The 25,593-nt window shown below is 54.4% G+C and carries 22 protein-coding genes and 3 pseudogenes; 23 read left to right on the forward strand and 2 right to left on the reverse strand.

Translation table 11 applies throughout. The features are described from left to right. The first annotated feature begins 33 nt into the window (after positions 1-33). The gene (locus RJD28_09335; protein WNV56570.1) at positions 34-1,254 is read left to right on the forward strand and encodes a chitobiase/beta-hexosaminidase C-terminal domain-containing protein; all 1,221 of its coding nucleotides are present in this window, start codon (positions 34-36) and stop codon (positions 1,252-1,254) included. A 138-nt stretch (positions 1,255-1,392) separates the two neighbouring features. On the opposite strand, the gene RJD28_09340 is transcribed toward RJD28_09335, so the two are convergent. Together RJD28_09340 and RJD28_09345 are read right to left on the reverse strand one after the other, a co-directional pair. Continuing rightward, a complete protein-coding gene (locus tag RJD28_09340; GenBank protein WNV56571.1) occupies positions 1,393-1,974 on the reverse strand; it encodes a xanthine phosphoribosyltransferase in 582 nt (193 codons plus the stop codon). Positions 1,975-2,126: 152 nt separating this feature from the next. Continuing rightward, positions 2,127-2,927, reverse strand: a complete 801-nt coding sequence (locus tag RJD28_09345; protein WNV56572.1) for a zinc ribbon domain-containing protein — start codon at positions 2,925-2,927, stop codon at positions 2,127-2,129. 144 nt (positions 2,928-3,071) lie between these two features. Between RJD28_09345 and rlmH the strand changes: the two genes are divergently transcribed. The 22 genes and pseudogenes from rlmH (at position 3,072) to RJD28_09455 (ending at position 25,439) form a co-directional block, all read left to right on the forward strand. Next, complete coding sequence (gene rlmH, locus RJD28_09350; protein WNV56573.1) at positions 3,072-3,551, forward strand: 23S rRNA (pseudouridine(1915)-N(3))-methyltransferase RlmH; 480 nt, start codon at positions 3,072-3,074, stop codon at positions 3,549-3,551. Positions 3,552-3,709: 158 nt separating this feature from the next. Beyond that, a pseudogene (locus RJD28_09355) lies at positions 3,710-3,976 on the forward strand (DUF3877 family protein). Positions 3,977-4,049: 73 nt separating this feature from the next. Further along, on the forward strand, positions 4,050-4,256 hold the full coding sequence (locus tag RJD28_09360) for a DUF3877 family protein (protein WNV56574.1): 207 nt from the start codon (positions 4,050-4,052) through the stop codon (positions 4,254-4,256). Beyond that, positions 4,249-5,046 (forward strand): NYN domain-containing protein, encoded by a 798-nt coding sequence (locus tag RJD28_09365; protein WNV59589.1) that lies wholly within the window; start codon positions 4,249-4,251, stop codon positions 5,044-5,046. The genes RJD28_09360 and RJD28_09365 overlap by 8 nt, the downstream gene beginning before the upstream one ends. Before the next feature lie 59 nt (positions 5,047-5,105). Further along, entirely contained in the window at positions 5,106-5,363 is a 258-nt protein-coding gene (locus RJD28_09370; protein WNV56575.1) for a YabP/YqfC family sporulation protein, read from the forward strand. 20 nt (positions 5,364-5,383) lie between these two features. Next, the gene (locus RJD28_09375) at positions 5,384-6,619 is read left to right on the forward strand and encodes a sporulation protein YqfD (protein WNV56576.1); all 1,236 of its coding nucleotides are present in this window, start codon (positions 5,384-5,386) and stop codon (positions 6,617-6,619) included. Between the two features lie 30 nt (positions 6,620-6,649). Continuing rightward, the gene (locus tag RJD28_09380) at positions 6,650-7,687 is read left to right on the forward strand and encodes a PhoH family protein (protein ID WNV56577.1); all 1,038 of its coding nucleotides are present in this window, start codon (positions 6,650-6,652) and stop codon (positions 7,685-7,687) included. Next, on the forward strand, positions 7,684-8,184 hold the full coding sequence (gene ybeY, locus RJD28_09385; protein ID WNV56578.1) for an rRNA maturation RNase YbeY: 501 nt from the start codon (positions 7,684-7,686) through the stop codon (positions 8,182-8,184). Before RJD28_09380 ends, ybeY begins: the two co-directional genes overlap by 4 nt. A gap of 27 nt (positions 8,185-8,211) precedes the next feature. Then, positions 8,212-9,882, forward strand: coding sequence for a polysaccharide biosynthesis protein (locus tag RJD28_09390; protein WNV56579.1), 1,671 nt, complete (start codon positions 8,212-8,214; stop codon positions 9,880-9,882). A 57-nt stretch (positions 9,883-9,939) separates the two neighbouring features. Further along, complete coding sequence (locus RJD28_09395; GenBank protein WNV56580.1) at positions 9,940-10,539, forward strand: hypothetical protein; 600 nt, start codon at positions 9,940-9,942, stop codon at positions 10,537-10,539. An 86-nt stretch (positions 10,540-10,625) separates the two neighbouring features. Next, a complete protein-coding gene (locus tag RJD28_09400; GenBank protein ID WNV59590.1) occupies positions 10,626-10,847 on the forward strand; it encodes a DUF896 domain-containing protein in 222 nt (73 codons plus the stop codon). After that, positions 10,825-11,394: a 5-formyltetrahydrofolate cyclo-ligase gene (locus RJD28_09405; GenBank protein WNV56581.1), complete on the forward strand. Its 570-nt coding sequence runs from the start codon at positions 10,825-10,827 to the stop codon at positions 11,392-11,394. The genes RJD28_09400 and RJD28_09405 overlap by 23 nt, the downstream gene beginning before the upstream one ends. After that, positions 11,391-12,639, forward strand: a pseudogene (locus RJD28_09410) (glutamate-5-semialdehyde dehydrogenase). The gene RJD28_09405 and the pseudogene RJD28_09410 overlap by 4 nt, the downstream one beginning before the upstream one ends. A 14-nt stretch (positions 12,640-12,653) precedes the next feature. Beyond that, the gene (miaB, locus tag RJD28_09415; GenBank protein ID WNV56582.1) at positions 12,654-14,054 is read left to right on the forward strand and encodes a tRNA (N6-isopentenyl adenosine(37)-C2)-methylthiotransferase MiaB; all 1,401 of its coding nucleotides are present in this window, start codon (positions 12,654-12,656) and stop codon (positions 14,052-14,054) included. Positions 14,055-14,080: 26 nt separating this feature from the next. Next, positions 14,081-15,766, forward strand: a complete 1,686-nt coding sequence (locus RJD28_09420; GenBank protein ID WNV56583.1) for a SulP family inorganic anion transporter — start codon at positions 14,081-14,083, stop codon at positions 15,764-15,766. Positions 15,767-15,834: 68 nt separating this feature from the next. Continuing rightward, a complete protein-coding gene (locus RJD28_09425) occupies positions 15,835-16,020 on the forward strand; it encodes a hypothetical protein (protein ID WNV56584.1) in 186 nt (61 codons plus the stop codon). Further along, positions 15,968-16,402 (forward strand): GNAT family N-acetyltransferase, encoded by a 435-nt coding sequence (locus RJD28_09430; GenBank protein ID WNV56585.1) that lies wholly within the window; start codon positions 15,968-15,970, stop codon positions 16,400-16,402. The genes RJD28_09425 and RJD28_09430 overlap by 53 nt, the downstream gene beginning before the upstream one ends. 127 nt (positions 16,403-16,529) lie before the next feature. Continuing rightward, the gene (gene mutS / locus RJD28_09435) at positions 16,530-19,160 is read left to right on the forward strand and encodes a DNA mismatch repair protein MutS (protein ID WNV59591.1); all 2,631 of its coding nucleotides are present in this window, start codon (positions 16,530-16,532) and stop codon (positions 19,158-19,160) included. 95 nt (positions 19,161-19,255) lie between these two features. Further along, positions 19,256-21,617, forward strand: a pseudogene (gene mutL, locus RJD28_09440) (DNA mismatch repair endonuclease MutL). 38 nt (positions 21,618-21,655) lie between these two features. Next, a complete protein-coding gene (gene miaA, locus RJD28_09445) occupies positions 21,656-22,666 on the forward strand; it encodes a tRNA (adenosine(37)-N6)-dimethylallyltransferase MiaA (protein WNV56586.1) in 1,011 nt (336 codons plus the stop codon). 151 nt (positions 22,667-22,817) lie between these two features. Further along, positions 22,818-24,104 carry a methionine gamma-lyase family protein gene (locus RJD28_09450; GenBank protein ID WNV59592.1) on the forward strand — a complete coding sequence of 429 codons (1,287 nt, stop codon included), beginning with the start codon at positions 22,818-22,820 and terminating at the stop codon, positions 24,102-24,104. Between the two features lie 120 nt (positions 24,105-24,224). After that, a complete protein-coding gene (locus RJD28_09455) occupies positions 24,225-25,439 on the forward strand; it encodes an NAD(P)/FAD-dependent oxidoreductase (protein WNV56587.1) in 1,215 nt (404 codons plus the stop codon). The last annotated feature ends 154 nt before the right edge of the window (positions 25,440-25,593 follow it).

A 25,593-nucleotide genomic window follows, 5' to 3' on the forward strand; every position in this document is an offset into this window, starting at 1 on the left:
AGAAAATATTTTACAGGAAATGGGGAACCGAACATGCGCTGTCCCAAGTGTCATGCAGAAATAGAAGAAGGCTACTTATATTGTAAAAACTGCGGAGAAGAGATCCGGATCGTGCCGGACTATGATCCGCAGGTAGAAGACATGCTTTCCGGTTCGCTGAAGGATGTGGTGAAGGAAGCGCAGCAAAATGCGTCTGAGAAAGCGGCAGGCGTGCAGTCTGCCGCCGGACAGAGCGGGGAGAAGACCGCCTCCAATGCCGGAGCATCCGCTTCCAGAAAAACAGAAGGGACTTCCAGAACAGCGGGAAACGGCAGAAAACGCCATTCCCGGAAACGGCGTCTGACAGAAGGTGTCCTCTGTATCTGCATTCTGGCGATTGCGGGCCTGATCTCTGTGACGCTGTTCCGGCGCAATTCCTACGACTACCAGTATCAGCTGGCCGTGAAAGCGGCTGCGGACAATGATGCTGACCGGGCATTAAAGTATCTGTCCCGGGCCATGGAGCTGGAGCCGGATCAGACGTATATGTGGCTTTTCAAGGCACAGATCGAGAAGGATTCCGGCGACCGGGAGGCCGCGGAGGAGAGCTGCCGGTATATTTTGAGCAAGCTGGATCCGGACAACCAGGAAGTATACACCATGCTCATCGAGATGTACATTGAAGAGGGGGATCTGGACAGCGTGAAGGATACCCTTTCCCGGTGCCCGGTGCAGGCGGTAAAAAATTCCTTTGCGGATTATATCGCAGCGGTGCCCACCGCTTCCTTTGCCGACGGCATTTACTATGACACCATGGAAATTGAACTGGATGCGGATGGCCTGGACATTTATTTCACCACTGACGGCACCAAGCCGACCGTGAACAGTACGAAATATGAAGGCCCCATCCGGCTCACCGAGGGCTCCAACACCATCCGGGCAGTGGCGGTATCGCCCAAGGGCGTCCTCAGCGACGAGGCCATTTTCAGCTATGAGATTTCCTATCTGGAGGCAGAGCCGCCGGTGGTCTCCCCGGATTCCGGCGAATACCCGGCAGAGGTGGAGATCGTCGTACAGGTGCCGGACGGTTGTACCGTGCTGTATACGCTGGACGGAAGCCTGCCAACCCTGGATTCTGCCGTATATGAAGCTCCGGTGAAGATCCGGACAAGCACCGTATTCACCGCGGTTTCTGTGTCCATGAGCGGAAGATTCAGCGAGTCCGTGGTGAGAAGATATACGATTGACGGAAGTGCTTCCGGGGATGAAGAATAAGAAGCAGGCCCCTGCATCAATGACAGATATGCGAGGTAAAAAAGAATGCTGGCGCAGATGTTCAGTCTGTATCCAACATTCTTTTTTCAAAAGCAGTAAACTGCAGGTATCTTCTTTCCGGTCACAGGAACGTGATCGCTATGCTTCCTCCGGAATAAATGTGATATGATCGACATCCATCTCGGCGATCCGTGCCAGAGAGTATACGTGAAGTCCCTGGGAATTGAGCTTCTCACGACCAGGCTGGAAGGATTTCTCGATGAGTACACCCAGGCCTGCTACGGTAGCATTGGCTTTCCGGATGAGACGAAGAGCGCCGGTGGCAGCCTCGCCGTTGGCAAGGAAATCATCCACAAGAAGTACATGGTCGGTATCGGACAGATATTTGCGTGCCAGAGTCAGCTGATAACTGATCTCCTTGGTGAAGGAGACAACCTCGGTCTGGATCACGTCAGTTTTGAGAATTGCGGAACTCTGTTTTTTCAGGATCAGAAGCGGTACGCCCAGCTCACAGGCAACAAACAGTGCCGGGGAAATACCGGAGCTTTCTATGGTCATGACCTTGGTGACACCCTGATCTTTGAAGTGATCGGCGATGTCGCGTCCCATTTCCTGCATGAGTACGGGATCTACCTGATGGTTAATAAAAGAGTCAACTTTGAGAATTGCAGGGCTTAATACATTTCCCTCTGCCAGAATACGGTCTTCCAGTAATTTCATTTGTATGTACCACCTTTGTATGAAATGATTAAAAAATTAAATTTACTATAGCATGGATTTCAGACATTTTCAAGTCGAGAACGGCATATTGCCCCGGCAGATGTCCATTGCCTGTCTGCCGTGGGAGATATGTGCCGGGAACAGCGATCTGTTCAGGACTCATAGTATTGTTCATAGAGCGTTTCAGCCAGCGTGTCCATATAGTCTTCGTTCAGAGCATATTCCCGGCGGATCAGCTCGCGGATCCGGTTCGTCCGGGCGTAGTAATTGATCTCATTGGAGTCCTGCAGCTGCAAATCTTCCTCGATATCCGCTCTGGTATAAGTAGCGGTGAACCAGGAGAGGATCTGAGAAGTGCGGTCGTCTTCCTCCTTTGCCTCCTGCCGAAGTCCCTTGACCTTTTGGGCACTGTGGATACCGATGCCGATGAACACCAGAAACAGCAGGCTCATGACGCTCAGCATCAGCACTTTGCTGGAAGCGGCGAAGGGGAAGGGAATGACACCGGCCAGAATGAGGACGATGAGCACCATGCCGATGATGCCCACGGCCAGAAAAGCGGAGGCAGTGGAGCGGACATCCTCCAGCTGATCCTTCTTTTTTTGATAGGGGGAGCCGGAAACTTTGGTCTGCGCGGAGGCTTCGTGCTCCTCCGGGACAGCTTTTTCTGCACGTAATTTGGCAAAATATTGTTCGGTGGGTTTCTGGATCTCCTCCGCGCGGGATGCGGGGACAAGCACCCGATACTTGCCGCTTTCCTGATCAAATTCCAGGGCGCAGTAATCCACCCCCAGATATTCATAATAGGCCACCAGGCCAAGGGCAGTTTCCTCCGGCAGGGAAGCGATACATACTTTCTCCTCGGGAAGCTCCTCCACCAGACGGCTGCCGCAATCCGGACAGGCCGTCACGCCATCGCGGTATTCAGTTTTACATTTGGGACACCAGGGCATACGCAATACCTCCTTGATAAACTTAAGATACCTGATATCATAAGTATACCCTTTTTTATAGGTCATCACAAGAACAATCCGCAGAAATCCATCTGGAACAACCGTCCATCTTGTGTTATGCTAATAGCCGAAGAGGAGAAAACGATGAGAATTACGATCTTGTGTGTGGGAAAAATAAAGGAAAAATTTTACAGTGCCGCTGTGGACGAGTATAAAAAGCGGCTGAGCAGATACTGCCGCCTGGATATCGTGGAGGTGGCGGATGAGAAGACGGAAGAAGGGGCTTCCCCGGTGCAGGAAGAGCAGGTACGGGAAAAAGAAGGGGAGCGCCTGCTGAAACAGATGAAGGACGATGCCTATACGGTCACCCTGGAGATCAGGGGGGAGATGCCGGATTCCGTACAGCTGGCGGAGAAGATTGAGCAGCTGGGTGTCCGGGGCGTGAGCCATATCCAGTTTGTCATCGGCGGTTCCCTGGGGCTGTCCAGGGCTGTCATGGCCCGGGCGGACTATCGCCTGAGTTTTTCGAAGATGACCTTTCCCCATCAGCTTATGCGGGTGATCCTGCTGGAGCAGATCTACCGGTCATTTCGCATTACAAGGGGAGAGCCGTACCATAAATAACATAAAAAATACTCCCATAAGTCATGATGAAAAACGAGTGATCTTGCAGGATTGCGAACTGGCCGCCAGTCAGTAGAAGAAAATGCTATGGCGAAAGATGAGAGGAACGAGGAAATACGAATCCTAATAAAAAAATAAGAGATAGAATGGAGTAACCTATGAATCTGGAACAGAATTTATATGACACCGTGAGGGAATGGCAACTGAAGCTCGGTTACCAGAGAGAAGAAATGCGGCTGTATTATCCGGAAGAGTCCCTGCTGGAGCTTCTGGATACGACAAAGGAGGCATTGCCGGAGGCGGCAAAGGCATTTGCAGCGCAGATGGCGGACAGGCTGGGCAGCATTCAGGTGATGCCCACTGAAAAAAAGGACGGCAGATGGTGTGTGTGCATCCCGCCGGAGGGAGTGACCTATGTGTGGGAGCATGTGCCGGAACCGGCATTTTTGAAAGCTTTTCTGACCGTATTGAAAACGCCGGGAGCCACCCCTTTCGGATGTGGAGCAGCTGTTCGTCGCCACCGCGCCGGAGCAGGCACGAAGCCTTCAGACAGAGCCCCAGGCCAAGGGCTTCTGGTTTGCCGACGGACAGCCGGATCCTTATGTGTATCACGTGGAGGTGGATGATTTCGGGCTGGAATATCACCGGTTTACGAGAAAATCCTATGAGGCACTGTTTGGAAATACGGAGGAATATGATGGATAACGAGCTGCGATTTGCCATACTCATTGACGCGGATAACATATCAGACAAATACATTAAGATCATTCTGGATGAGATCTCCAACAGCGGCGTGGCCACCTACAAGCGGATCTACGGCGACTGGACGAATCCCCAGCTGGCTTCCTGGAAGCATGTGCTGCTGGAGAATTCCATCATTCCCATGCAGCAGTACAGCTACACCACCGGCAAGAATTCCACCGACTCGGCCATGATCATCGACGCCATGGACATTCTCTATTCCGGCATGGTGGACGGCTACTGCATTGTGTCCTCGGACAGCGATTTTACGCGGCTGGCGGCCAGACTGCGGGAGTCTGGCATGCAGGTCATCGGCATGGGGGAGGAGAAGACGCCCCAGCCCTTTATTTCGGCCTGCAACCAGTTCAAGTACCTGGATCTTCTCTATGCAAACCAGCAGGAGGAGGAAGAGGCAGAGAAGCTGCGGGAGGCCAAACACAGCAGCGAGCAGGCGGAAACCGGCAGCGGAAAGAAGAAAAATGGCCGGAAGCGGGGGGATATCCGCCGGATCCGTGGTACCATCAATGCTATTCTGGAGAAATTTTCCGATGAGGACGGCTGGGTGTCCTCGGGAAAGCTGGGGGATCAGCTGTCCAAGCGGCTGCCGGATTTTGATGTGCGTAACTACGGCTTTTCCAAGCTGACGCTGTTCATCAAATCGCTGGGCGACTATGAGGTGCAGAAGATGTCCTACAGCAACGGGCAGAAGCAGATCTGCGTCCGGCTGAAAGGGAAAAAAGCGGACAAAGACTGATGCATCATCCGGGCGGGAAACGCATATATTTTTCATAAAGCGGCGGGCAGGAAAACCGGATGAAGCATAAGATTTCAGACAGTCTGCGGCTGCCCTCTGACCTGACCCGGGGCGATATGCTGGTCAGTGTCACGGGGCGGCATGAGATTTTTGTGGAAAATTATAAGGGCATCATCGAGTACACCGACTGTCGGATCATGCTTTCCGGGAAGAGCGGCAGCGTCCTGCTTCTGGGCAAAGGGCTTTCGGTGGTGTATTATACCGGCGATGAGATGAAGGTAGAAGGCACACTGGACAATATTTGCTTTTTAGAATAAGGGAAGGGCGGTGGCCCATATTGCTCATCCAGATGATTCGCCTGCTGCAGGGCTATGTGACGCTTCGGGTCAGCGGCTATGCGCCGGAGCGGTTTCTGAACTTGTGCAGCCTTGCCAACATTCTCGTGTGGGATATCGAAAACTGCGGCGCTGATTACGAGATGAAAATGACGGTTCGCGGCTTTCGCCAGATCCGGCCTTATGTGCGGAAAACAAAGACGAAGATCATGATCATACAGAAGCATGGTCTTCCTTTTTTTATCTTTCAGAACCGGAAACGGAAAGCCTTTTTCCTGGGAATCGTGCTGTGCGCATGGCTTTTGTGGTTTCTGTCCCTTTTTATCTGGGATATCCGGGTGGAGGGCGGTGCGCATTATACCCAGGAGCTGGTGGTGGATGCCCTGGAGGAGGAAGGGATTTTTCACGGCATCCGAAAATCAAAGGTGGACTGTGAGGAGATCCAGTTTTTCCTGCGGGAAAAATATGCCGGCATCACCTGGGTGTCGGCCAGCATCCAGGGAACCAGGCTGTCCATCCAGCTGCGGGAGGATCTGTTTACGGCGCAGCAGGACGAGACAAAGACGGAAACCGATGAGGATGCGCCCTATGATCTGATCGCACCGGCGGACGGGGTGATCACGGCCATGGTGGTGCGGCGGGGGACGCCCTGTTTTGCTGAAGGGGATCCGGTGAAGGCCGGGGATGTGCTGGTCAGCGGGGTGCTGGAGCTGACCAACGACAGCAAAGAGGTGGCGCAGCTGTGGTACACGAAAGCTGATGCGGACGTGTGGATCGTTTCCACAGAGCATTACGAAAATAGTGTGAACCGGGCGTATGAGCAGAAGGTGTACTCCGGGCAGCAGAAGACGGGCTTCTATGTGCAGCTGCTGTCCCGGCAGGTGAACGTTTCTCCGCAGGTACCGGCGGACACCGGGTGGGAACGGCTGTGCAGCGAGTACCAGCTGCGCCTTCTGGATCATTTTTATCTGCCGGTGGTATTTGGAAAAGTGACCCTGCGGGAGTATGCATTTTCCCCGGCGATCTATACGGAGGCTGAGACGAAATCCCTCCTTTTGCAGCAATTACAGGAGTATTTTACGGAATTAGAGAAAAAGGGGGTTCAAATTACGGAAAATGATGTTAAAATACAGATAGGCCAAAAGCAGGGAACCGCATCGGGGACCGTGACGGTATGCCAGCGGGCAGCCGAACTGGAGCCGTCCGTTTTGCCGGAGGCGGATGTCCCGTTACAATAAACAACCAGCCGGAAAGGAATTTGGTTCTGCATGAGTATACAGGAAACCATTCTTCAGATCCCGGTCGAGCACCAGGCAAATGTGTTCGGCCAGTTTGATCAGTATATCAAGAAAATCGAGCGTGCCATGAATGTCACCGTCATCGCCAGGGACGATACCCTGAAGGTGCTGGGGCGCCTGGAGGATACCCAGCGGGCAGCCCGGGTGTTTGAACAGCTCCTGGGACTTTCTGTCCGGGGCAACACCATCACGGAACAGAACGTGGACTACACCATTGCCCTGGGCTTTGAGGAAAAGGAGGGGGCCGTGGCCGAGATGGATCAGGAGCTGATCTGCCACACCATCAACGGCCGCCCGGTGAAGCCCAAGACGCTGGGACAGCAAAATTACGTGGATCAGATCCGCAAGAAGATGATTGTCTTCGGCATCGGCCCTGCCGGTACCGGCAAGACGTATCTGGCCATGGCCATGGGCATCACCGCTTTCAAAAATGACGAGGTGGGCCGGATCATCCTGACCAGACCGGCCATTGAGGCGGGAGAGAAGCTGGGCTTTCTGCCCGGTGACCTGCAGAGCAAGGTAGATCCGTATCTGCGACCCCTCTACGACGCCCTGTATCAGATCATGGGGCCGGAGAGCTATATGAAAAATATGGAAAAAGGGCTCATTGAGGTGGCGCCCCTGGCTTATATGCGCGGTCGGACGCTGGACAACGCCTTTATCATTCTGGATGAGGCCCAGAATACCACCCCGGCCCAGATGAAAATGTTCCTGACCCGTATCGGGTTTGGCTCCAAGGTGATCATCACCGGCGACTCTACCCAGAAGGATCTGCCGCCGGGCACGGTATCCGGCCTGGATGTGGCGGAGAAGGTGCTGAGCAAGGTGGACGATATCGGCTTCTGTTATCTCACCAGCAAGGACGTGGTGCGTCATCCGCTGGTACAGAAGATCGTCAAGGCTTACGAGGATTATGAGCACCGGGAACAGTATAAGGAGAAACGGGACAAACGGCGAGAGCGCAAAGGTGACCGTGACCGAAAAGGAAAAGGGAGGAAACAGCAGTGACCATCCGTGTAGAGACAGAGGTGACCGATCCGGCACTGGATTTTGATTATGAGAAAATTGCAGAACAGGTGATCGTGGCTGCGCTGGATTATGAAGACTGCCCGTATGAGGCGGAGGTTGACCTGACCCTGACCACCGATGAGGAGATCCACAAGGTAAATAAGGAATTCCGGGGCATCGACCGCCCTACGGATGTGCTTTCTTTTCCGCTGCTGGAATATGAGACACCGGCGGATTTTTCCCGGGTGGAGGAAGACCAGGCGGACTGTTTCAACCCGGAGAGCGGGGAGCTGATGCTGGGAGACATTATGATCTCTCTGGACAAGGTGGCAGAGCAGGCGGAGAAATACGGCCACTCCAGACTCCGGGAATATGCTTTCCTGATCGCCCACAGTATGTTACACTTAATGGGCTATGACCATGAGGATGCGGACATGGCCAGAGATATGGAGCAGCGCCAGGAAGCCATTCTGGACAGCTTAGGCATCCGCAGATAGACAAATCAGGAGAGGAAATCATTTCTGATGGCAGACAACAGAAACAAGAAGAAAAACAGTTCCAACTATTTAAAACAGGGAAGCATCCTTGCGGTTGCTTCCATTTTCGTGCGTGTCATCGGCATGCTGTACCGGATCCCGGTGACGCGTATCATCGGCAACGAGGGCAACAGCTTCTATTCCAGTGCCTTTGACATTTACACCATCATGCTGCTGGTGTCCTCCTACAGCATTCCACTGGCCGTGGCCAAGCAGGTGTCGGCGAGAAATGCCAGAGGGGAATACCGCAATGCCCAGAGAGTGTTCCACGGCGCCATGGTATTTGCCCTGGTGACCGGTATCGCCACCTCGGTGATCACCTTTTTTGGTGCGGGATTTTTCACAGACAAGGTGCTGCACACACCGGAGAGCGCCTTTGCCCTGCGGATCCTGGCACCGGCGCTTCTGATCCTGGCCATCATGGGCGTGTTCCGCGGGTATTTCCAGGGGCAGGAGACCATGGTGCCCACGGCAGTGAGCCAGCTGGCGGAGCAGGTGGTCAACGCCATTGTCAGCATCGGCGCCGCCATGATCTTTGTGAAAATGGGAGCCAATGTGGACAAGATCCTGGGTACCACTACGGCATCCGCAGCCTACGGGGCAGGCGGCAGCACGCTGGGTACCACCATGGGTGCGCTGGCAGGCCTTCTGTTCCTCGTATTTGTCTACGTTACCGGCAGACGCCGGACAGCCAGACGGGTGAAGGCAGACCGGACCAAGCACCGGGAGAGCAACGCGGAGATCATGAAGGTGCTCATCCTCACCATCATTCCGGTGGTACTGAGTACCGCCATTTACAACATCAGCGGCATCATCGACCAGGGCGTTTACAAGGCGTTAAGCCTGGATATGGGCGTCACCAGCTCGGCGGTGAACACCTCCTGGGGTATCTTCTCCGGCAAGTTCAAGACGCTGACCAATGTGCCCATCGCCATTGCCAACGCGCTGGTGTCCTCCACGATCCCGGGGCTTACCATGTGTATGGTGGAGCGGCATTATAAGGAAGCAAGACGGAAGATCCAGACCTCCATCCGTTTCACCATGGTGCTGACGATCCCATGCGCGGTGGGCATGGGCGTGCTGGCAGGGCCGATCCTGAAGCTTCTGTACAACGACCCGGATCCGGACGCCGTGGCCATGGCCGTGCGCATGTTCCAGGTGGGCGTCGTTTCCATCGTGCTTTATGCCATGTCAACGTTAAGTAACGGTATTTTGCAGGGCATCAACCAGATGCGGCTGCCGGTGATCCACTCGGCGGTGGCGCTGGTGCTTCATCTGGGCGTGCTGTATGTGATGCTGACAAAGTTTCACATGGGCATCTACGGTGTTATTCAGGCCAACAACCTGTTTGCTCTGCTCATGTGCCTCATGAATGGCATCGCCATCCGGCGGCACATCGGTTACCGGCAGGAGCTCATGCGGACGTTCATCATTCCGGGCATCTGCTCCGGCTTCATGGGGCTGGCGGTGTTCGGCCTGTACAAGCTGCTGGCGCTGTTTGCAGGCAATGCCATTTCCACGGTGCTTTCCATTGGCGTGGGCGCCTGCATTTACGGGGCGCTGCTGCTCATGCTGCGGGGCATTACGAAGAAGGAGCTGCTGGAATTCCCCAAGGGAAAGACGCTGTACCGGATCGCGAGAAAGTTTCATCTGATGTAAAGTTTGGAATAAACTGGCAGGAAAAGGCTGATACTATACAAAAAAGGAGGAAATTCCGTGAAAAAGTATGGTATCGCCTTTTTGTTTTACGCCCTGCTGCTGTGCGCGGCTTATTATGGAAGCTTCCGGCTGTCCTACCGGTATGCGGGAGAGCAGACGAAGGAGCAGATGGAGAACGCCGGGGAGGCAGTGCTGGCGGACACGACAGAAAAGGCTATTTTGAAAGCAGATACGGAGTATGTGGTGGAAAATTATAACCGCAGGACCGGCGTTACCCGGGAGGTGCGGGAGCGGATCCCCACGGCCCTTCTGGGGCTTGACCGGGAGGAGGCCCTTGCCTATGCAAAGGATTACACGAAGGAGCCGGGCATCGAGGAACTGGAGAACGGTTTTGAGCAGATGGATCTGGTATCCTTCTCGGATGCCAAGGTGGTGTTCCGCAAGACGTATTTTCCCTGGGAAAAAGCGTACAAGTATGCCTTGGGCGAGGCGGACGGTCTGGTGGTGGTCTACTACATGGATCAGAAGACGGTGTACGAGTACACGGACATCCCGGTGGTATCGCTGCCGGAGCGCATGAAGCGCAGTATCCGGGACGGTAACTGCCTGCTGGACGTCCATGAGCTCTATGATTTTCTGGAAAATTATTCCAGTTAAAAAGGGAGGATTCCCGGGCTAGACGGAAGAAAAAAAATGGTGTAATATAGATACGATATTGTGCAGAGGAGAATATACGGATGGGAATTGATAAGAAAAAGATCGACCGGATCAATGAATTATACCGCAAATCCAAGGCCGAAGGTCTGACCAGTGCGGAGCGTTCCGAACAGGCGCTGCTGCGCCGGGAGTACGTGGAGGCGTTCAAACAGAACCTGCGGGGCCAGTTGAACAATATTGATATCAAGGAGAAAGATGGCTCCATCGTCAACCTTGGAGAAAAATATGGCAGCAAAAAAGGAAATTAGGCAGAGGCTTCTTGCCATGCGAAGTGCCTGCCCGAAGGAGGAACGCACCAGACAGTCAGCGGACATTGCCCGGCAGGTGCTGGCACATCCGGCGTATCACAGCTGTGGGACGCTTTTTTCATATGTGCCGTTCCGGCAGGAGGTGGACACCTGGCCGGTCATGCGCACCGCGCTGGCCGAAGGGAAGACCGTGGCTGTGCCGAAGGTGGAGGGCCGGGAGATGACCTTTTACCGGATTACAGGGGAGGCGGATCTTGCCCCGGGAAGTTTCGGCATTCTGGAACCAAAGGAGAGCTGTCCGGCGATATGGCCAGCGGCAGGGGATGTGATGCTGCTGCCCGGCGCAGCCTTTGACCGGGAAGGGCACCGCATCGGCTACGGAGGCGGCTACTATGACCGGTATCTGGAACAGTATCCGGTGCCGGTAAAGCTTGGCATCTGCTTTGCTTTTCAGCTGGTGGACGCCATTCCTGCGGAAACCTTTGACCAGGCGGCGGATGTGGTCATCTGCCCACACACAGACCATATGAGGGAGGAATTACAATGAGTCAGTTAGAAACCATCGGAAGACAGGCGAAAGAGACAGAGAGTTTCATGCGGACACTGGCATCTCAGAGAAAAAATGAGGTGCTGCTATTTGCGGCGGATGCCCTCATCAAAAGTACCGATCTGATCCTGGAAGAGAACATGATCGACGTGGAGAATGGACGCAGAAAAGGCATGCACGAAGGCTTGATCGACCGGCTCATGCTGACATCCGAGCGGATTGAGGGCATGGCGGGAGGGACTTCGTTCCATTGCGGCGCTGGAAGATCCCATAGGGGAAGTGCTGGGCATGAAGGAACGGCCCAACGGCCTGCTCATTGGCCAGAAGCGGGTGCCCTTAGGCGTCGTCGGCATCATTTACGAGGCCAGACCCAACGTGACGGCAGATGCCTTCGGCCTTTGCTTCAAGACCGGCAATGTGGTCATCTTAAAGGGCGGCAGCGATGCCATCCATTCCAACAAGGCCATCGTCACCTGCTTACAGACCGTACTGGATCGTTTTTCCATTCCCCGGTACGCCATCCAGCTCATCGAAGATACGAGCCGGGAGGTGACGGCCCAGTTTATGCGGATGCGTACATATGTGGACGTGCTGATTCCCCGAGGCGGCGCAGGGCTGATCCGTTCTGTGGTGGATAACAGCACCATTCCGGTCATCGAGACCGGCACCGGCAACTGCCATATTTACGTGGATGAGAGCGCGGACTATGAGATGGCGGCCAACATCATTTTCAACGCCAAGACCCAGCGCATCGGCGTGTGCAACGCCTGTGAGTCGCTGGTCGTTCATGAGAATATCATCGGTGATTTTCTTCCTTATCTGAAGCTTTGTCTCGATCAGAAGCAGGTGGAGCTGCGGGGGGATGAAGTCGCCCGTCAGGTACTGCCCATGATCCCGGAGGCGACGGAAGAGGACTGGGGCACAGAGTATCTGGATTACATCCTGTCTGTGAAGACGGTGTCCTCTATCGACGAGGCCATTGCCCATATCAATAAGTATAATACCGGTCACTCCGAGGCCATCGTCACGCGGGATTATGCCAACGCCCAGAAATTCCTGAATGAAGTGGATGCGGCGGCGGTGTACGTGAACGCCTCCACCCGGTTTACGGACGGGTATGAGTTCGGCTTTGGCGCGGAGATCGGCATCAGTACCCAGAAGCTGCACGCAAGAGGCCCCATGGGCTTAAAAGCGCTGACGTCCACCAAGTATATCATTTACGGCAATGGACAGATCCGCAAATAGAAAGGTTTTAAACAATGGAAAATAACGAAACAGAGCGCCAGTATTATTTCATGGAAGCGGTGAAGCAGGAAGTACAGGCGCTGGCAGACAAGCTGGGGCGTGCCCCGACCTATCATGTCACAACCTTCGGCTGTCAGATGAACGCCAGAGATTCCGAGAAGCTGTCGGGTATTCTGGAAACGGTGGGTTACGTTTTCAGCGAATCCGAGGAAGCGGACTTTGTGCTGTTCAACACGTGCACCGTCCGGGAAAATGCCAACCAGCGGGTATACGGGCGGCTGGGCATTCTTCATAATCTGAAGAAAAAGCATCCGCACATGCTGGTGGCGGTCTGCGGCTGCATGATGCAGGAGCCCGAGGAAGTGGAGAGGATCAGGAAGACCTACCGGTTTGTGGATATTGTGTTTGGGACGCACAATATTTTCCTGCTGGCAGAACTTCTGCACAAACGGTTTGCCACCGGAAAGATGGTGGTGGATGTCTGGAAGGATACGGATCAGATCGTTGAGGATCTGCCGAATATCAGGAAATACAGCTTTAAATCAGGTGTGAATATCATGTTCGGCTGCAATAATTTCTGCAGTTACTGTATCGTTCCCTATGTGCGGGGACGGGAGCGCAGCCGGGAACCGGAAGATATTTTAAATGAGATCAGAAGACAGGCACAGGATGGTGTCGTTGAGGTCATGCTTTTGGGACAGAACGTGAATTCCTATGGAAAAACGTTAGAGCAGCCGATGACATTTGCCGCACTTCTGCGGGAGGTGGAGAAGATTGACGGGATCCAGCGTATCCGTTTCATGACTTCCCACCCCAAGGATTTATCCGATGAGCTCATTGAGACCATGCGGGATTCCAAGAAAATCTGCCGTCATCTGCACCTGCCGCTGCAGTCAGGAAGCACGCGGGTTCTGGGACTGATGAACCGCAGATACACGAAGGAGAGCTATCTGGCTCTGGCGGAGAAGTTAAAGCGGGAGATTCCCGATCTTTCCCTGACCACGGATATCATCGTGGGCTTCCCCGGGGAGACCGAGGAGGATTTTCAGGATACGCTGGATGTGGTAAGGCGTGTGCGGTACGACAGTGCCTTTACCTTTTTATATTCGAAACGCAGCGGGACTCCGGCGGCTGCTATGGAAGGGCAGATCCCGGACGACGTGGCGCATGAGCGGTTCAACCGCCTTTTGAAGGAAGTACAACATATTTCTGCCGAGATGACAGGGCGTTTTGAAGGAGAGACGCAGCCGGTACTGGTGGAGGAAGTGAACGGACAGCACCCGGAACTCATGACCGGCAAGCTTTCCAACAACATCACCGTACATTTTCCGGGTACGCCGGATCTGATCGGCAAGATCGTTCCTGTATATCTGAAAAAGAACTGCGGCTTTTATTATATGGGCGAATTACGATAGTACTTACATAAGAGGGGGCATTATCCATGGGCCAATTTCAGCCTAAAATCGTGGAATGCATGAAGCACTATTCGAAAAATCAGCTGGTGAAAGACATTTTTGCAGGAATTCTGGTGGCGGTCATCGCCTTTCCGCTGTCTGTGGCACTGGCAATTTCTTCGGGTTTAAGTCCTGAAAAAGGACTCTATTCTGCCATCATCGGCGGCTTTTTTGTATCGCTGTTCGGCGGAAGTAAAGTAAACATCGGCGGCATCACAGCGGCGACAGTCATGACTGTCTTTACCATTGTGGATGAATATGGACTGGCAGGACTGGCAGCGGCTTCCATCATGGCTGGTGTGATTTTGATCCTTATGGGCCTGTTCCGTCTGGGCGGCCTGCTGAAATATATTCCGAGAACGATCACCTTAGGGTTTACCGCCGCCATTGGCGTGGGTATTTTCACAAATCAGATCAAGGGCTTCTTCGGCCTCCAGATCGAGACAGTGCCGGTGAAGTTCCTGGAGAAAATGCCGGTCCTTTTCGGCGCGGCATCTACGTTCCGGCCGGCAGCTGTGCTGGTGGGCGCGGCATCCATCGTTATTCTTCTCGTTCTGCCGAAGATCAACGATAAGATCCCCAACTCTCTGGCGGCCATTCTCATCATGACGCCGGTGGTGACGATCTTCAAAATTCCGGTATCCACCATTCATTCGGTATACGGCGATCTGCCCACCCATTTTCCGTACCCTGAGATTCACATGCTCTCCCTGGAGACACTGGTGGATCTGCTGCCGCTGTCTGTGACACTGGCAATCCTCATAGCCATTGTTTCTCTGCTGGCCTGCTCGGTGACGGATGGACTTATGGGCGAGAAGCACAACTCCAATCAGGAACTCATTGCAGAGGGCATTGCCAATATTTTCTGCGGAATTTTCGGCGCAGCGCCGGTGGCAGGCGCCGTGGCCCGTGCATCCAACAACGTGAAAAACGGCGGCCGCACCCCCATCGCGGGTATGGTGCACAGTGTGGTTGTCACGCTGATCCTGCTGTTCCTTATGCCGCTGGCGGGCTATATTCCCATGCCGGTGCTGTCAGCGGTACTTATTGTGGTGGCTGTGAATATGTGCAATATCAAAGAATTTGTTTATATCGGAAAGCATGCGCCGAGATCTGATTTTCTTGTACTGATGGTAACGCTGTTCTGTGGCGTGCTGGTAGATCTTTTGTTTGCAGTAGAGGTAGGGATCATCCTGACAGCCTTTCTGCTGATGAAACGGATGGCAGATGTGGCAGAGATCCAGAACTATGTGTATGTGGGCAACAGCGGCAATCCTGACAGCGATCTGGATGCGCCGAACCCGGAGGACGAGATCATCCGAAGTCTGCCGGAGCACACGTTGGTATACCGGTTCTTAGGGCCGTTGTTTTTTGCGGCTGCGGACAATTTTGATATCATTACCACTCCGGATACGCTGAAATACATGATTCTGCAGATGAGAAGTGTACCGGCGCTGGACGGTGCAGCCATGCGGCATCTCAATAATCTGCGCAAGCACTGCGTGGAGCAGGGGATTGCGCTGGTGCTGTGCGGCGTCCAGGAGCAGCCCATGCGTGCCATGAAGCGTTATGGCCTGGTGAAAGCACTGGGAGAGGACAATATCTGCTGCAATCTGGTGGCTGCGGCTGACAGGGTGAAAGCGCTGGATGCGAAAAACAGCGCGGCAGAATAACGATATCCCCCACAGGCAAGAAAAACGGGACAGACATGCAAAGGACAGTTAGAGAAAGGACAGATAACATGGAACAGGAAAAGCTTGTCCGTGTGCGGATGGCACAGCCTTCCGACGCGGCAGATTTGCTTGGCATTTATGAATATTACATCAAAAACACCCCGGTGACCTTTGAATTTACGGTGCCGTCGGTGGAAGAATTTGCAGGAAGGATCCGAAACACCCCTTTCCCACATGCCTTATCTGGTGTGTGAGATCGACGGAAAGATCGTGGGCTACGCCTACGCCTCCCTGTACCGGAGCCGGGCAGCCTATGACTGGGACTGCGAGCTGTCTGTCTATCTGGAGGAGGATTATCACAGAGGCGGCATTGGCAAGATGCTGTACCGCCTGCTGTTTGCTCTTCTTGAGCAGATGCATTACCGCCATGCCTATGCCTGCATCACCTCCCCGAACCCGGAGAGCATTGATTTCCATGCTGCCATGGGCTTCCAGCACGTGGCATTTTTCCCCGGCCTGCGGCTACAAGGACGGCAAATGGCACGACATTGTATGGATGGATTACGTGCTGGAGGACAGCCAGGAGCCGCCCCTTCCGGTGACACCCATCGGACAGGTGGAGCCTGCCTTTATTGATGAAATTTTTCGGGAAGCCGAAAAGGAATTGGAAGAGCGGCTGAACGGTGATATGATGATCTGTAAAGCATTTATGGGGCTTTAAAATATAACGAAAGAGGATAAGAAATTGGCTGAATTTACACCTATGATGCGTCATTACCTGGACACCAAGGAGCAGTATAAGGACTGTATCCTGTTTTATCGTCTGGGCGATTTTTATGAAATGTTTTTTGACGATGCGGTGACAGTGTCCAGAGAGCTGGAGCTGACCCTCACCGGCAAGGACTGCGGACAGGAAGAGCGGGCGCCCATGTGCGGTGTGCCCTACCATGCCGCCGAGACGTATCTGAACCGGCTGGTGGCCAAGGGCTACAAGGTGGCTATCTGTGAACAGGTGGAGGATCCCAAGCTTGCCAAGGGCATGGTGAAACGGGAGGTTGTCCGGGTGGTGACGCCGGGCACGAACCTGAACACCCAGGCGCTGGATGAGACGAAAAACAACTACATCATGTGTATCGTGTATCTGGCAGATCGCTACGGGGTGTCCCTGGCGGACGTGTCTACCGGTGAATATTTCCTTACCGAGGTTTCCAGTGCCAAGAAAATGGAGGATGAGATCATCAAGTTTTCTCCGGCGGAGATCATCTGCAACGAGCCGCTGCTCATGAGCGGCACCGATCTGGACGCCCTGAAAGACCGGCTGGGCATTTCCGTGTTCCCGCTGGATGCGGCCTATTTTGACGATGAGCAGTGCCGGCGGGCGTTGCTGGAGCATTTTCAGGTGGCTTCCATGGAGGCGCTGGGACTGGGGGATTACACTCTGGGTGTGCTGGCGGCGGGCGCACTTATGCGGTATCTTCTGGATACCCAGAAAAACAGCCTGTCCCAGATGACCCGACTGGTGCCTTATTCCACAGGAAAATATATGGTGCTGGACAGCTCCACCCGGCGGAATCTGGAGCTGACAGAGACATTGCGGGAAAAACAGAAACGGGGTTCCCTTCTGTGGGTGCTGGACAAGACAAAGACGGCCATGGGTGCCCGGATGCTGCGCACCTACATCGAACAGCCGCTGCTGGAAAAAGAGACCATTGAGGCCCGGCTGGATGCCATCGAGGAGCTGAACAACAACGCCATCATGCGGGAGGAGATCCGGGAATACTTAAATCCCGTGTATGACCTGGAGCGGCTGGTGAGCCGGATCACCTACCAGTCGGCCAATCCCCGGGATCTGGTGGCGTTCAAGAGTTCCCTTTCCATGCTGCCCGCCATCAAATATCTGCTGAAAGACAGTGTATGCGGGGAACTGAAAACGGTGGAGGAGGAGCTGGACGCCCTGGAGGATGTGCATGCGCTCATCAGTAAAGCCATCGTGGATGAACCGCCCATGATCGTCCGGGAAGGCGGCATCATCAAGGAAGGCTACAATGAAGAGGTGGACAAGCTGCGGCAGGCCAAGACCGAAGGAAAGAACTGGCTGGCCCAGCTGGAAGAGCAGGAGCGGGAGCGCACCGGCATCAAAAACCTTCGCATCAAATATAACAAGGTGTTCGGCTATTATCTGGAAGTGACCAATTCCTATAAGGATCTGGTGCCGGACGACTATATGCGCAAGCAGACGCTGACCAACGCGGAGCGCTACATCACCCCGAAACTCAAGGAGCTGGAGGATATGATCCTGGGCGCCGAGGACAAGCTGTTTTCTCTGGAATATGACCTGTTTGCCGATGTGCGGGATCAGATCGGCCGGGAAGTACTGCGCATCCAGAAAACGGCCCGGGCCATTGCCCGGCTGGACGTGTATGCCTCCCTTTCCCTGGTGGCGGAGCGGGAAAACTATGTGCGTCCTTCCATCAACGAGAAGGGGCTCATCGACATCCGCGGCGGCAGACACCCGGTGGTGGAAAAAATGATCTCCAACGATATGTTCATCGCCAATGACACCTATCTGGATAACAACAAAAACCGGATTTCCATCATCACCGGCCCCAACATGGCCGGAAAATCCACCTACATGCGGCAGACCGCCCTCATTGTGCTCATGGCGCAGATCGGCAGCTTTGTCCCGGCCCAGAAGGCCAAGATCGGCATTGTGGACCGGATATTCACCCGGGTGGGCGCATCGGACGATCTGGCATCCGGCCAGAGTACGTTCATGGTGGAGATGACCGAGGTGGCCAACATCCTGCGAAACGCTACGGCCAACAGCCTGCTCATCTTAGATGAGATTGGCAGAGGCACCAGCACCTTCGACGGCCTGTCCATCGCCTGGGCGGTGGTGGAGCACATCAGCAATCCGCGGCTTCTGGGGGCCAAGACGCTGTTTGCCACCCATTATCACGAGCTGACGGAACTGGAAGGAAAGCTGTCCAGCGTGAACAATTACTGTATCGCCGTAAAAGAAAAGGGCGACGATATCGTTTTCCTGCGAAAGATTGTCAAAGGCGGCGCAGATAAGAGCTACGGCATTCAGGTTGCCAAGCTGGCCGGGGTGCCCGACAACGTGATCCAGCGGGCCAAGGAGATCATCCATCAGCTGGTGGATGCGGACATCACCCAGCGGGTACACGAGATCGAAGTGGTACAGGGCAGCGCGGTGAAGAAAAAGCCCGTCACCTACGATGAGGTGGACATGGAGCAGATGTCCCTGTTTGATACGGTAAAAGATGACGATATTCTCAAGGAGTTAAAAGAACTGGATATTTCCAATCTGACGCCGCTGGATGCGCTGAACACGCTGAACCGGCTGCAGAGCAAGCTGCGCAACCGGTGGTAAAAAAGAATGAAAATGCCTGACAGGTACTGGTAAGAAATACTTGGCGAGCTGTAAAGGGAAAGATGGTTGAAAAAGGGAGAAAGGACGGGAAGTCTTTGGCAAAGATTCAGGTACTGGACAGAAATACGATTGACAAGATTGCGGCGGGCGAGGTCATTGAGCGCCCGTCGTCCGTCGTCAAAGAGCTGACGGAAAATGCAGTGGACGCAGGTGCCTCTTCTGTCACGGTGGAAATTCGGGACGGCGGCACCACCTTTTTACGTGTAACGGACAATGGCAGCGGGATTGCGGCCGACCAGGTGGCGGATGCGTTTCTGCGCCATTCCACCAGCAAGATCCGCAAAGTAGAAGATCTTGCCCATATTTCTTCCCTGGGGTTTCGAGGCGAGGCACTTTCCAGTATTGCCTCTGTGGCTCAGGTGGAGCTCATCACCAAGACGGCAGACAGCGACACCGGCGTCAGCTACCGCATTGAGGGCGGGGAGGAAAAGAGCCTGGAAGAGATCGGGGCGCCGGAAGGAACCACCTTCCTCATCCGCAACCTGTTTTATAATGTACCGGCCAGACGGAAATTTCTGAAGTCCCCCCATGACGGAGGCGGGATACATCGGTACCCTCATGGAGCGGCTGGCTCTTTCCCATCCGGACATTTCCTTTAAATTCATTGCCAACCATCAGACGAAGCTGCAGACGTCGGGCAACACCAACCTGAAGGATATCATTTACAATATCTACGGCCGGGAGGTGGCCTCCGAGCTGCTGCCGGTGAACCGGGAGGGCCGCTGTGTGTCCGTGACCGGGTATATCGGCAAGCCGGTGGTTTCCCGGGGCAACCGCAATTACGAGAATTATTTTGTCAATGGCCGCTACGTGAAGAATCCGACCATCACCAAGGCCATTGAGGACGCCTATAAATCCTTTATGATGCAGCACCGGTATCCGTTCACGGCGCTCCTGTTCCAGGTGGACGGGGAAAAGGTGGACGTCAACGTCCATCCCGCCAAGCTGGAAGTGCGGTTTTCTGATAATAATACGGTATATCAGGATATTTTCCAGGCGGTGCATGATGCCCTGGCCGGAAAAGAATTCATCCCGGAGATCGTGCTGACGCCGGAGGAAGAGCAGATGTTTGCGCCGGAGCAGAAGCGGACGCCTGCTGGACAGGCATTGAATGGTCAGGCTGTGAGTCAAACAGCCAGTGCATTGATAGCGGATACACAGATGCCGTCTCAGGTGCAGACGGGAGACCGGACTGTGATCGGACAGACATCGCAGACGTCTGTACCGCCGAATTCCTCCATGGTAAGAGAGACATCTGCTTATGGGACGGAACATTTCACGCAGCAAGGGCAGGCTGCCGATACATCGACGCTGTCGCAGCCCCAGTCACCCCAAAGTGCAATGACACCGGAAGAAGCCGCCCGGCAGCGGAACCTGCAGTACTTCATGGAGAAGATGAAAGAGCGGGTGACGAAGGAATTCGCCCAGCAGGCATCGAAGGATCAGGAATCCCAGACGGAGCAGACGGCAACTGGAATTCCATTGCCGGAAGATACGCAGATGGGAGCTGGATATCTTGGCCATTTGGAGAAATCACAGGAAAACGGTCATGGGCAGAGCGCTGTAACAAACGGGATGGAGTCAGGTTATGGAACGGCAGCCAGTCAAAGTTCGATCGTGCAGCCGGAAAATGTGTTAGGTACTGCGGATGGGCGATATGCAGGACAGGAAAAGTCTGGCGCTGGTGAACGGACAGTTTCATCCGGCGCAATAGTAGCGATAGATGAAGCGTCGCAAGGACAGTCACCCATCCAGTCACCGGAGAAACCCGAGCAGCTGGATCTGTTTGAGCACCGTTTTCTGGACCAGAAGTCCCGGGCCAATTATCGGATCATCGGCCAGCTGTTTGACACGTACTGGCTCATCCAGTTTGAGGATAAACTATATATCATCGACCAGCATGCCGCCCATGAAAAGGTGCTGTATGAACGCACCATGCGGGCGCTGCGGACAAAGGAATACACGTCCCAGCTGCTTAGCCCGCCCATCATCCTGACGCTGAATATGCAGGAGGAAGAGCTGCTGCACACGTATATGGACAATTTTACAGCGCTGGGTTTTGAGATCGAGGCGTTCGGCGGCAGGGAATATGCGGTGCGGGCAGTGCCGGACAATCTGTTTTCTGTGGCATCCCGGGAGGTGCTGACAGAGATGCTGGACGGCTTAAGCAGCGCAGGCGGCAACCGGGTGGAGGCAGAGAGCATCAACGACAGGATCGCCACCATGTCCTGTAAGGCGGCGGTGAAGGGCAACAACCGGCTGTCGGCCAGAGAAGCGGAAGCCCTCATTGACGAGCTTCTGAATCTGGAAAACCCATACAACTGTCCCCATGGACGGCCCACCATCGTGTCCATGTCCCAGTACGAACTGGAAAAGAAATTTAAACGGATCGTGTAAAGTCGATCGCAGGAAGCAACATATACAGGAGGAACCCCGTGAAACCACTTATTATCTTAACAGGCCCCACAGCCGTGGGAAAAACAGCCCTCTCCATTTCTCTGGCAAAAGCCGTGGGCGGAGAGATCATATCTGCGGATTCCATGCAGGTGTACCGGCACATGGACATCGGCTCGGCCAAGATCCGGCCGGAGGAAATGGACGGCGTTCCCCATCACCTCATTGACGTGCTGGAGCCCTGGGAGGAGTTTCATGTGGTGCGCTTCCAGCAGCTGGTGAAGGAGGCCATGGCAGGTATTTATGAACGGGGGCACATCCCCATCCTCACCGGCGGCACCGGTTTTTATATCCAGGCCATTGTCAAAGACATTGATTTCACGGAGAACGGAGAGGACAGCAGTTACCGGGAAAACTTGGAACGGCGGGCTCGGGAGGAAGGCTGCGAAGCCCTGCACCGGGAGCTGGCGGCGGTGGATCCGGAAAGCGCAGCCCAGATCCATCCCAACAATGTGAAACGGATCATCCGGGCGCTGGAATATTACGAACAGACGGGACAGCCCATCTTTGCTCATAACGAAGAGCAAAAGGAAAAGCCGTCTCCGTACAATTATGCTTACTTTGTGCTGACCGATGATCGGGAAGTGCTCTATGAGCGGATCGCCCGGCGGGTGGATCAGATGCTCTCCGACGGGCTGGTGGAGGAAGTAAAACGCCTGCGGGAAATGGGCTGCAGCCGGGAGCTGGTGTCCATGCAGGGACTGGGGTATAAAGAAATCCTTGCCTATCTGGAGGGAGAAATGTCCCTGGACGAAGCCGTCTATGTGCTGAAACGGGACACAAGACATTTTGCCAAGCGGCAGCTCACCTGGTTTCGCCGGGAAAAAGAAGTCATCTGGCTGGATAAACGGGAGTTTGACCGGCAGGAAGAACGAATTCTGGAAAAAATGCTGGATATCTGCCATGCGAAGAACATCCTTCCCATTTCCGAAATATCAAATTCTATGAATACAGACTGCATGACAGGTGACAAGCAGTCTTTCAAATCTTAAAAAGATTTGTTGATATGGAGCATGGAAGCGTGCGGGATGCTGCCAATACGTTTGTTAATCGTTGAAGTTAGGGGAAATCATTGCACATTGCGGATGTAGAGATAGAATGATTACTATAAATAAAACAAGAAAATACGAGGATAAAACAGAAATGAACGAAGAGATCAAAAATATGTACGCCGCCCTGGGTATCCAACCGGATGTGCTGGCGTTCGGCGAGGACATTTTGAAAAATCTGGAAAGCCGTTTTCAGGAGATCGATACGGTGGCGGAATACAATCAGTTAAAGGTGCTCAAAGCCATGCAGGACCATAAGGTCAGCGATATCCATTTCGCGGCCACCAGCGGTTACGGCTACAATGATATGGGCCGGGATACGCTGGAGGAGGTGTATGCATCTGCGTTTCATGCGGAGGCGGCACTGGTGCGTCCCCAGATCACCTGCGGCACCCATGCGCTGGCCATTGCGCTGCACGGCAATCTGCGCCCCGGGGATGAGCTGCTGAGCATTTCCGGCAAGCCCTATGATACGCTGGAGGAGGTCATCGGCATCCGGCCCTCCATCGGTTCTCTGGCAGAGTATGGCGTTACTTACCGCCAGGTAGACCTGCTGCCCGATGGCAATTTTGATTTCGAGGGCATCCGCGCAGCCATCGGTCCGAAGACGAAGCTGGTGGAGATCCAGCGCTCCAAGGGCTACCAGACCCGGCCGACGTTGAGTGTGAAAAAGATCGGAGAGGCCATTGCTTTTGTGAAAAGCATCCGCTCCGACATCATCTGTATGGTAGATAACTGTTACGGGGAATTTGTGGAAACCATCGAACCTACAGACGTGGGTGCGGATATGGCAGTCGGCTCCCTGATCAAAAATCCCGGCGGCGGCCTGGCCCCCATCGGCGGCTATATCGTGGGCAGCCGTGCCTGCGTGGAGCAGGCGGCATACCGGACAACCTGCCCGGGCCTGGGACAGGAGGTTGGCGCCAACTTAGGCATCATCCAGTCCTTTTATCAGGGCTTTTTCCTGGCACCTACCGTGGTGGCCAGTGCCCTGAAAGGCGCGATTTTTGCAGCCAATGTGTATGAGAAATTAGGTTTTCCTGTGGTGCCAAACGGCACGGAGAGCCGCCACGACATCATTCAGGCGGTGGAATTTGGCACACCGGAGGGCGTCATTGCTTTCTGTAAGGGCGTGCAGAGCGCCGCACCGGTGGATGCCCATGTGACGCCGGAGCCCTGGGCCATGCCCGGTTACGACAGCGATGTGATCATGGCCGCGGGCGCGTTTGTGCAGGGTTCCTCCATCGAATTGTCCGCAGATGGCCCCATCAAACCGCCCTATGCGGTTTATTTCCAGGGCGGCCTGACCTGGCCCCACGCTAAGCTGGGTATTCTCATGTCCCTGCAGAAATGTAAGGAAGCAGGCGTGGTAAAGCTGTAGGCAACGGTGGAAGTCTACTGTATTTCTATCAGATAAAATTTGCGGGAATGACAGGAAATTGATGTCAGAAAATTGATTTCAGAAAACAGGGATGGAAACTGTTGGAAAGGAGGAAAAGAAATGGATGTATTGGTGATCGGTGCGGGTGCATCGGGCCTGATGGCAGCCATCACGGCAGCCAAAAACGGGGCGAAGGTGACGCTTCTGGAAAAGGGCGCGAAAGCCGGGCGGAAGCTGGCGATAACCGGCAACGGCAGATGCAATCTGACGAACACGAAGATCGACGAAGAGAGCTTTCGGGGGGAACACCCGGACTTTGCTTTTGGTGCTTTCGGGCAGTTTGACGTGCAGGACACGGTCCGTTTCTTTTCCTCCATCGGTATCTATACGAAAAACCGGGATCACGGCCTGTATCCCTACTCTGACCAGGCGCCCCAGGTGGTGCAGCTTCTCATGGAGGAGGCACAGCGCCGGAAGGTAAAATGCAAATGTTCTACGGAGATCACGAAGCTGGAAAAGAAAGATGGCCGTTTTCTGGCCCACACAGACGGGTGGACGTACGAGGCGGACGCCTGCATTCTGGCCTGCGGTTCCAAAGCCGCGCCGGAGACCGGGGCGGACGGCAGCGGATATGACCTGGCAGCAGGATTTGGACATACGATGGTTCCTGTGCTCCCGGCACTCACCGGGCTGAAAGCGGAGAAAAGCCGGTATCCGAAGCTTGCCGGGCTTCGCTGTGACGGACGGGTGACGGTTCGCTGCGGGGACGTGTGCACCTCCTCCCGGGGCGAATTGCAGTTTACTTCCTATGGCATTTCCGGTATCCCCACCTTTCAGGTGAGCCATCAGGCGGTGCGATGCTGGGCCGAGGGAAAGCTGGTGGAGCTGTCCGTGAATTTCCTGCCGGATTTTACAGAAGCGCAGCAGCGAGCCTTTCTGGATGCAAGATTGCAGCAGGCTCCTGACCGGTCGGCAGGCAGTTTTCTGGCAGGCCTGTTTCATCAGAAGCTCATCGAGGTGCTGCTTCTGGAAGCCGGCATCAAGACGGGAACGGCAATGGCGGCTGTCCCTGCAGAGAAAAAAGAGAAGCTGTACGGACTGATCCAGGCGATGCCGGCAAAGATGACCGGATACATGGATTTTTCCCATGCCCAGGTGTGCAGCGGCGGTGTCAGCACGGAAGAAATCGACAGAGAGACGATGGAATCCAGGCTGGTGCCCGGACTTTATTTTGCCGGGGAACTGGTGGACATTGACGGCGCCTGCGGCGGCTACAATCTGCAGTGGGCCTGGTCCAGCGGGCACTGCGCAGGGCTTCACGCAGTAACGAAGTAATATTGATCAGAACAACACAATAGCAATATACAAGCTGCACATACAAATGCTGCTATAGAACAGAGACAGTCAGATATACGGGAAAAGAATCGTACAGAACATTCGCATGGTGATCTGTACGACATACATGAACGGCATATGACACGATGAAAGT

The organism is Oscillospiraceae bacterium NTUH-002-81 (assembly GCA_032620915.1).
GTDB lineage: Bacteria > Bacillota > Clostridia > Lachnospirales > Lachnospiraceae > JAGTTR01.

Coding starts and splice junctions, on each gene's coding strand:
- RJD28_09335 (WNV56570.1), top strand. CDS start 34: ATGCGCTGTCCCAAGTGTCATGCAGAAATAGAAGAAGGCTACTTATAT.
- RJD28_09340 (WNV56571.1), bottom strand. CDS start 1,974: ATGAAATTACTGGAAGACCGTATTCTGGCAGAGGGAAATGTATTAAGC.
- RJD28_09345 (WNV56572.1), bottom strand. CDS start 2,927: ATGCCCTGGTGTCCCAAATGTAAAACTGAATACCGCGATGGCGTGACG.
- rlmH (WNV56573.1), top strand. CDS start 3,072: ATGAGAATTACGATCTTGTGTGTGGGAAAAATAAAGGAAAAATTTTAC.
- RJD28_09365 (WNV59589.1), top strand. CDS start 4,249: ATGGATAACGAGCTGCGATTTGCCATACTCATTGACGCGGATAACATA.
- RJD28_09370 (WNV56575.1), top strand. CDS start 5,106: ATGAAGCATAAGATTTCAGACAGTCTGCGGCTGCCCTCTGACCTGACC.
- RJD28_09380 (WNV56577.1), top strand. CDS start 6,650: ATGAGTATACAGGAAACCATTCTTCAGATCCCGGTCGAGCACCAGGCA.
- RJD28_09390 (WNV56579.1), top strand. CDS start 8,212: ATGGCAGACAACAGAAACAAGAAGAAAAACAGTTCCAACTATTTAAAA.
- RJD28_09405 (WNV56581.1), top strand. CDS start 10,825: ATGGCAGCAAAAAAGGAAATTAGGCAGAGGCTTCTTGCCATGCGAAGT.
- miaB (WNV56582.1), top strand. CDS start 12,654: ATGGAAAATAACGAAACAGAGCGCCAGTATTATTTCATGGAAGCGGTG.
- RJD28_09420 (WNV56583.1), top strand. CDS start 14,081: ATGGGCCAATTTCAGCCTAAAATCGTGGAATGCATGAAGCACTATTCG.
- RJD28_09425 (WNV56584.1), top strand. CDS start 15,835: ATGGAACAGGAAAAGCTTGTCCGTGTGCGGATGGCACAGCCTTCCGAC.
- mutS (WNV59591.1), top strand. CDS start 16,530: ATGATGCGTCATTACCTGGACACCAAGGAGCAGTATAAGGACTGTATC.
- RJD28_09450 (WNV59592.1), top strand. CDS start 22,818: ATGAACGAAGAGATCAAAAATATGTACGCCGCCCTGGGTATCCAACCG.
- RJD28_09455 (WNV56587.1), top strand. CDS start 24,225: ATGGATGTATTGGTGATCGGTGCGGGTGCATCGGGCCTGATGGCAGCC.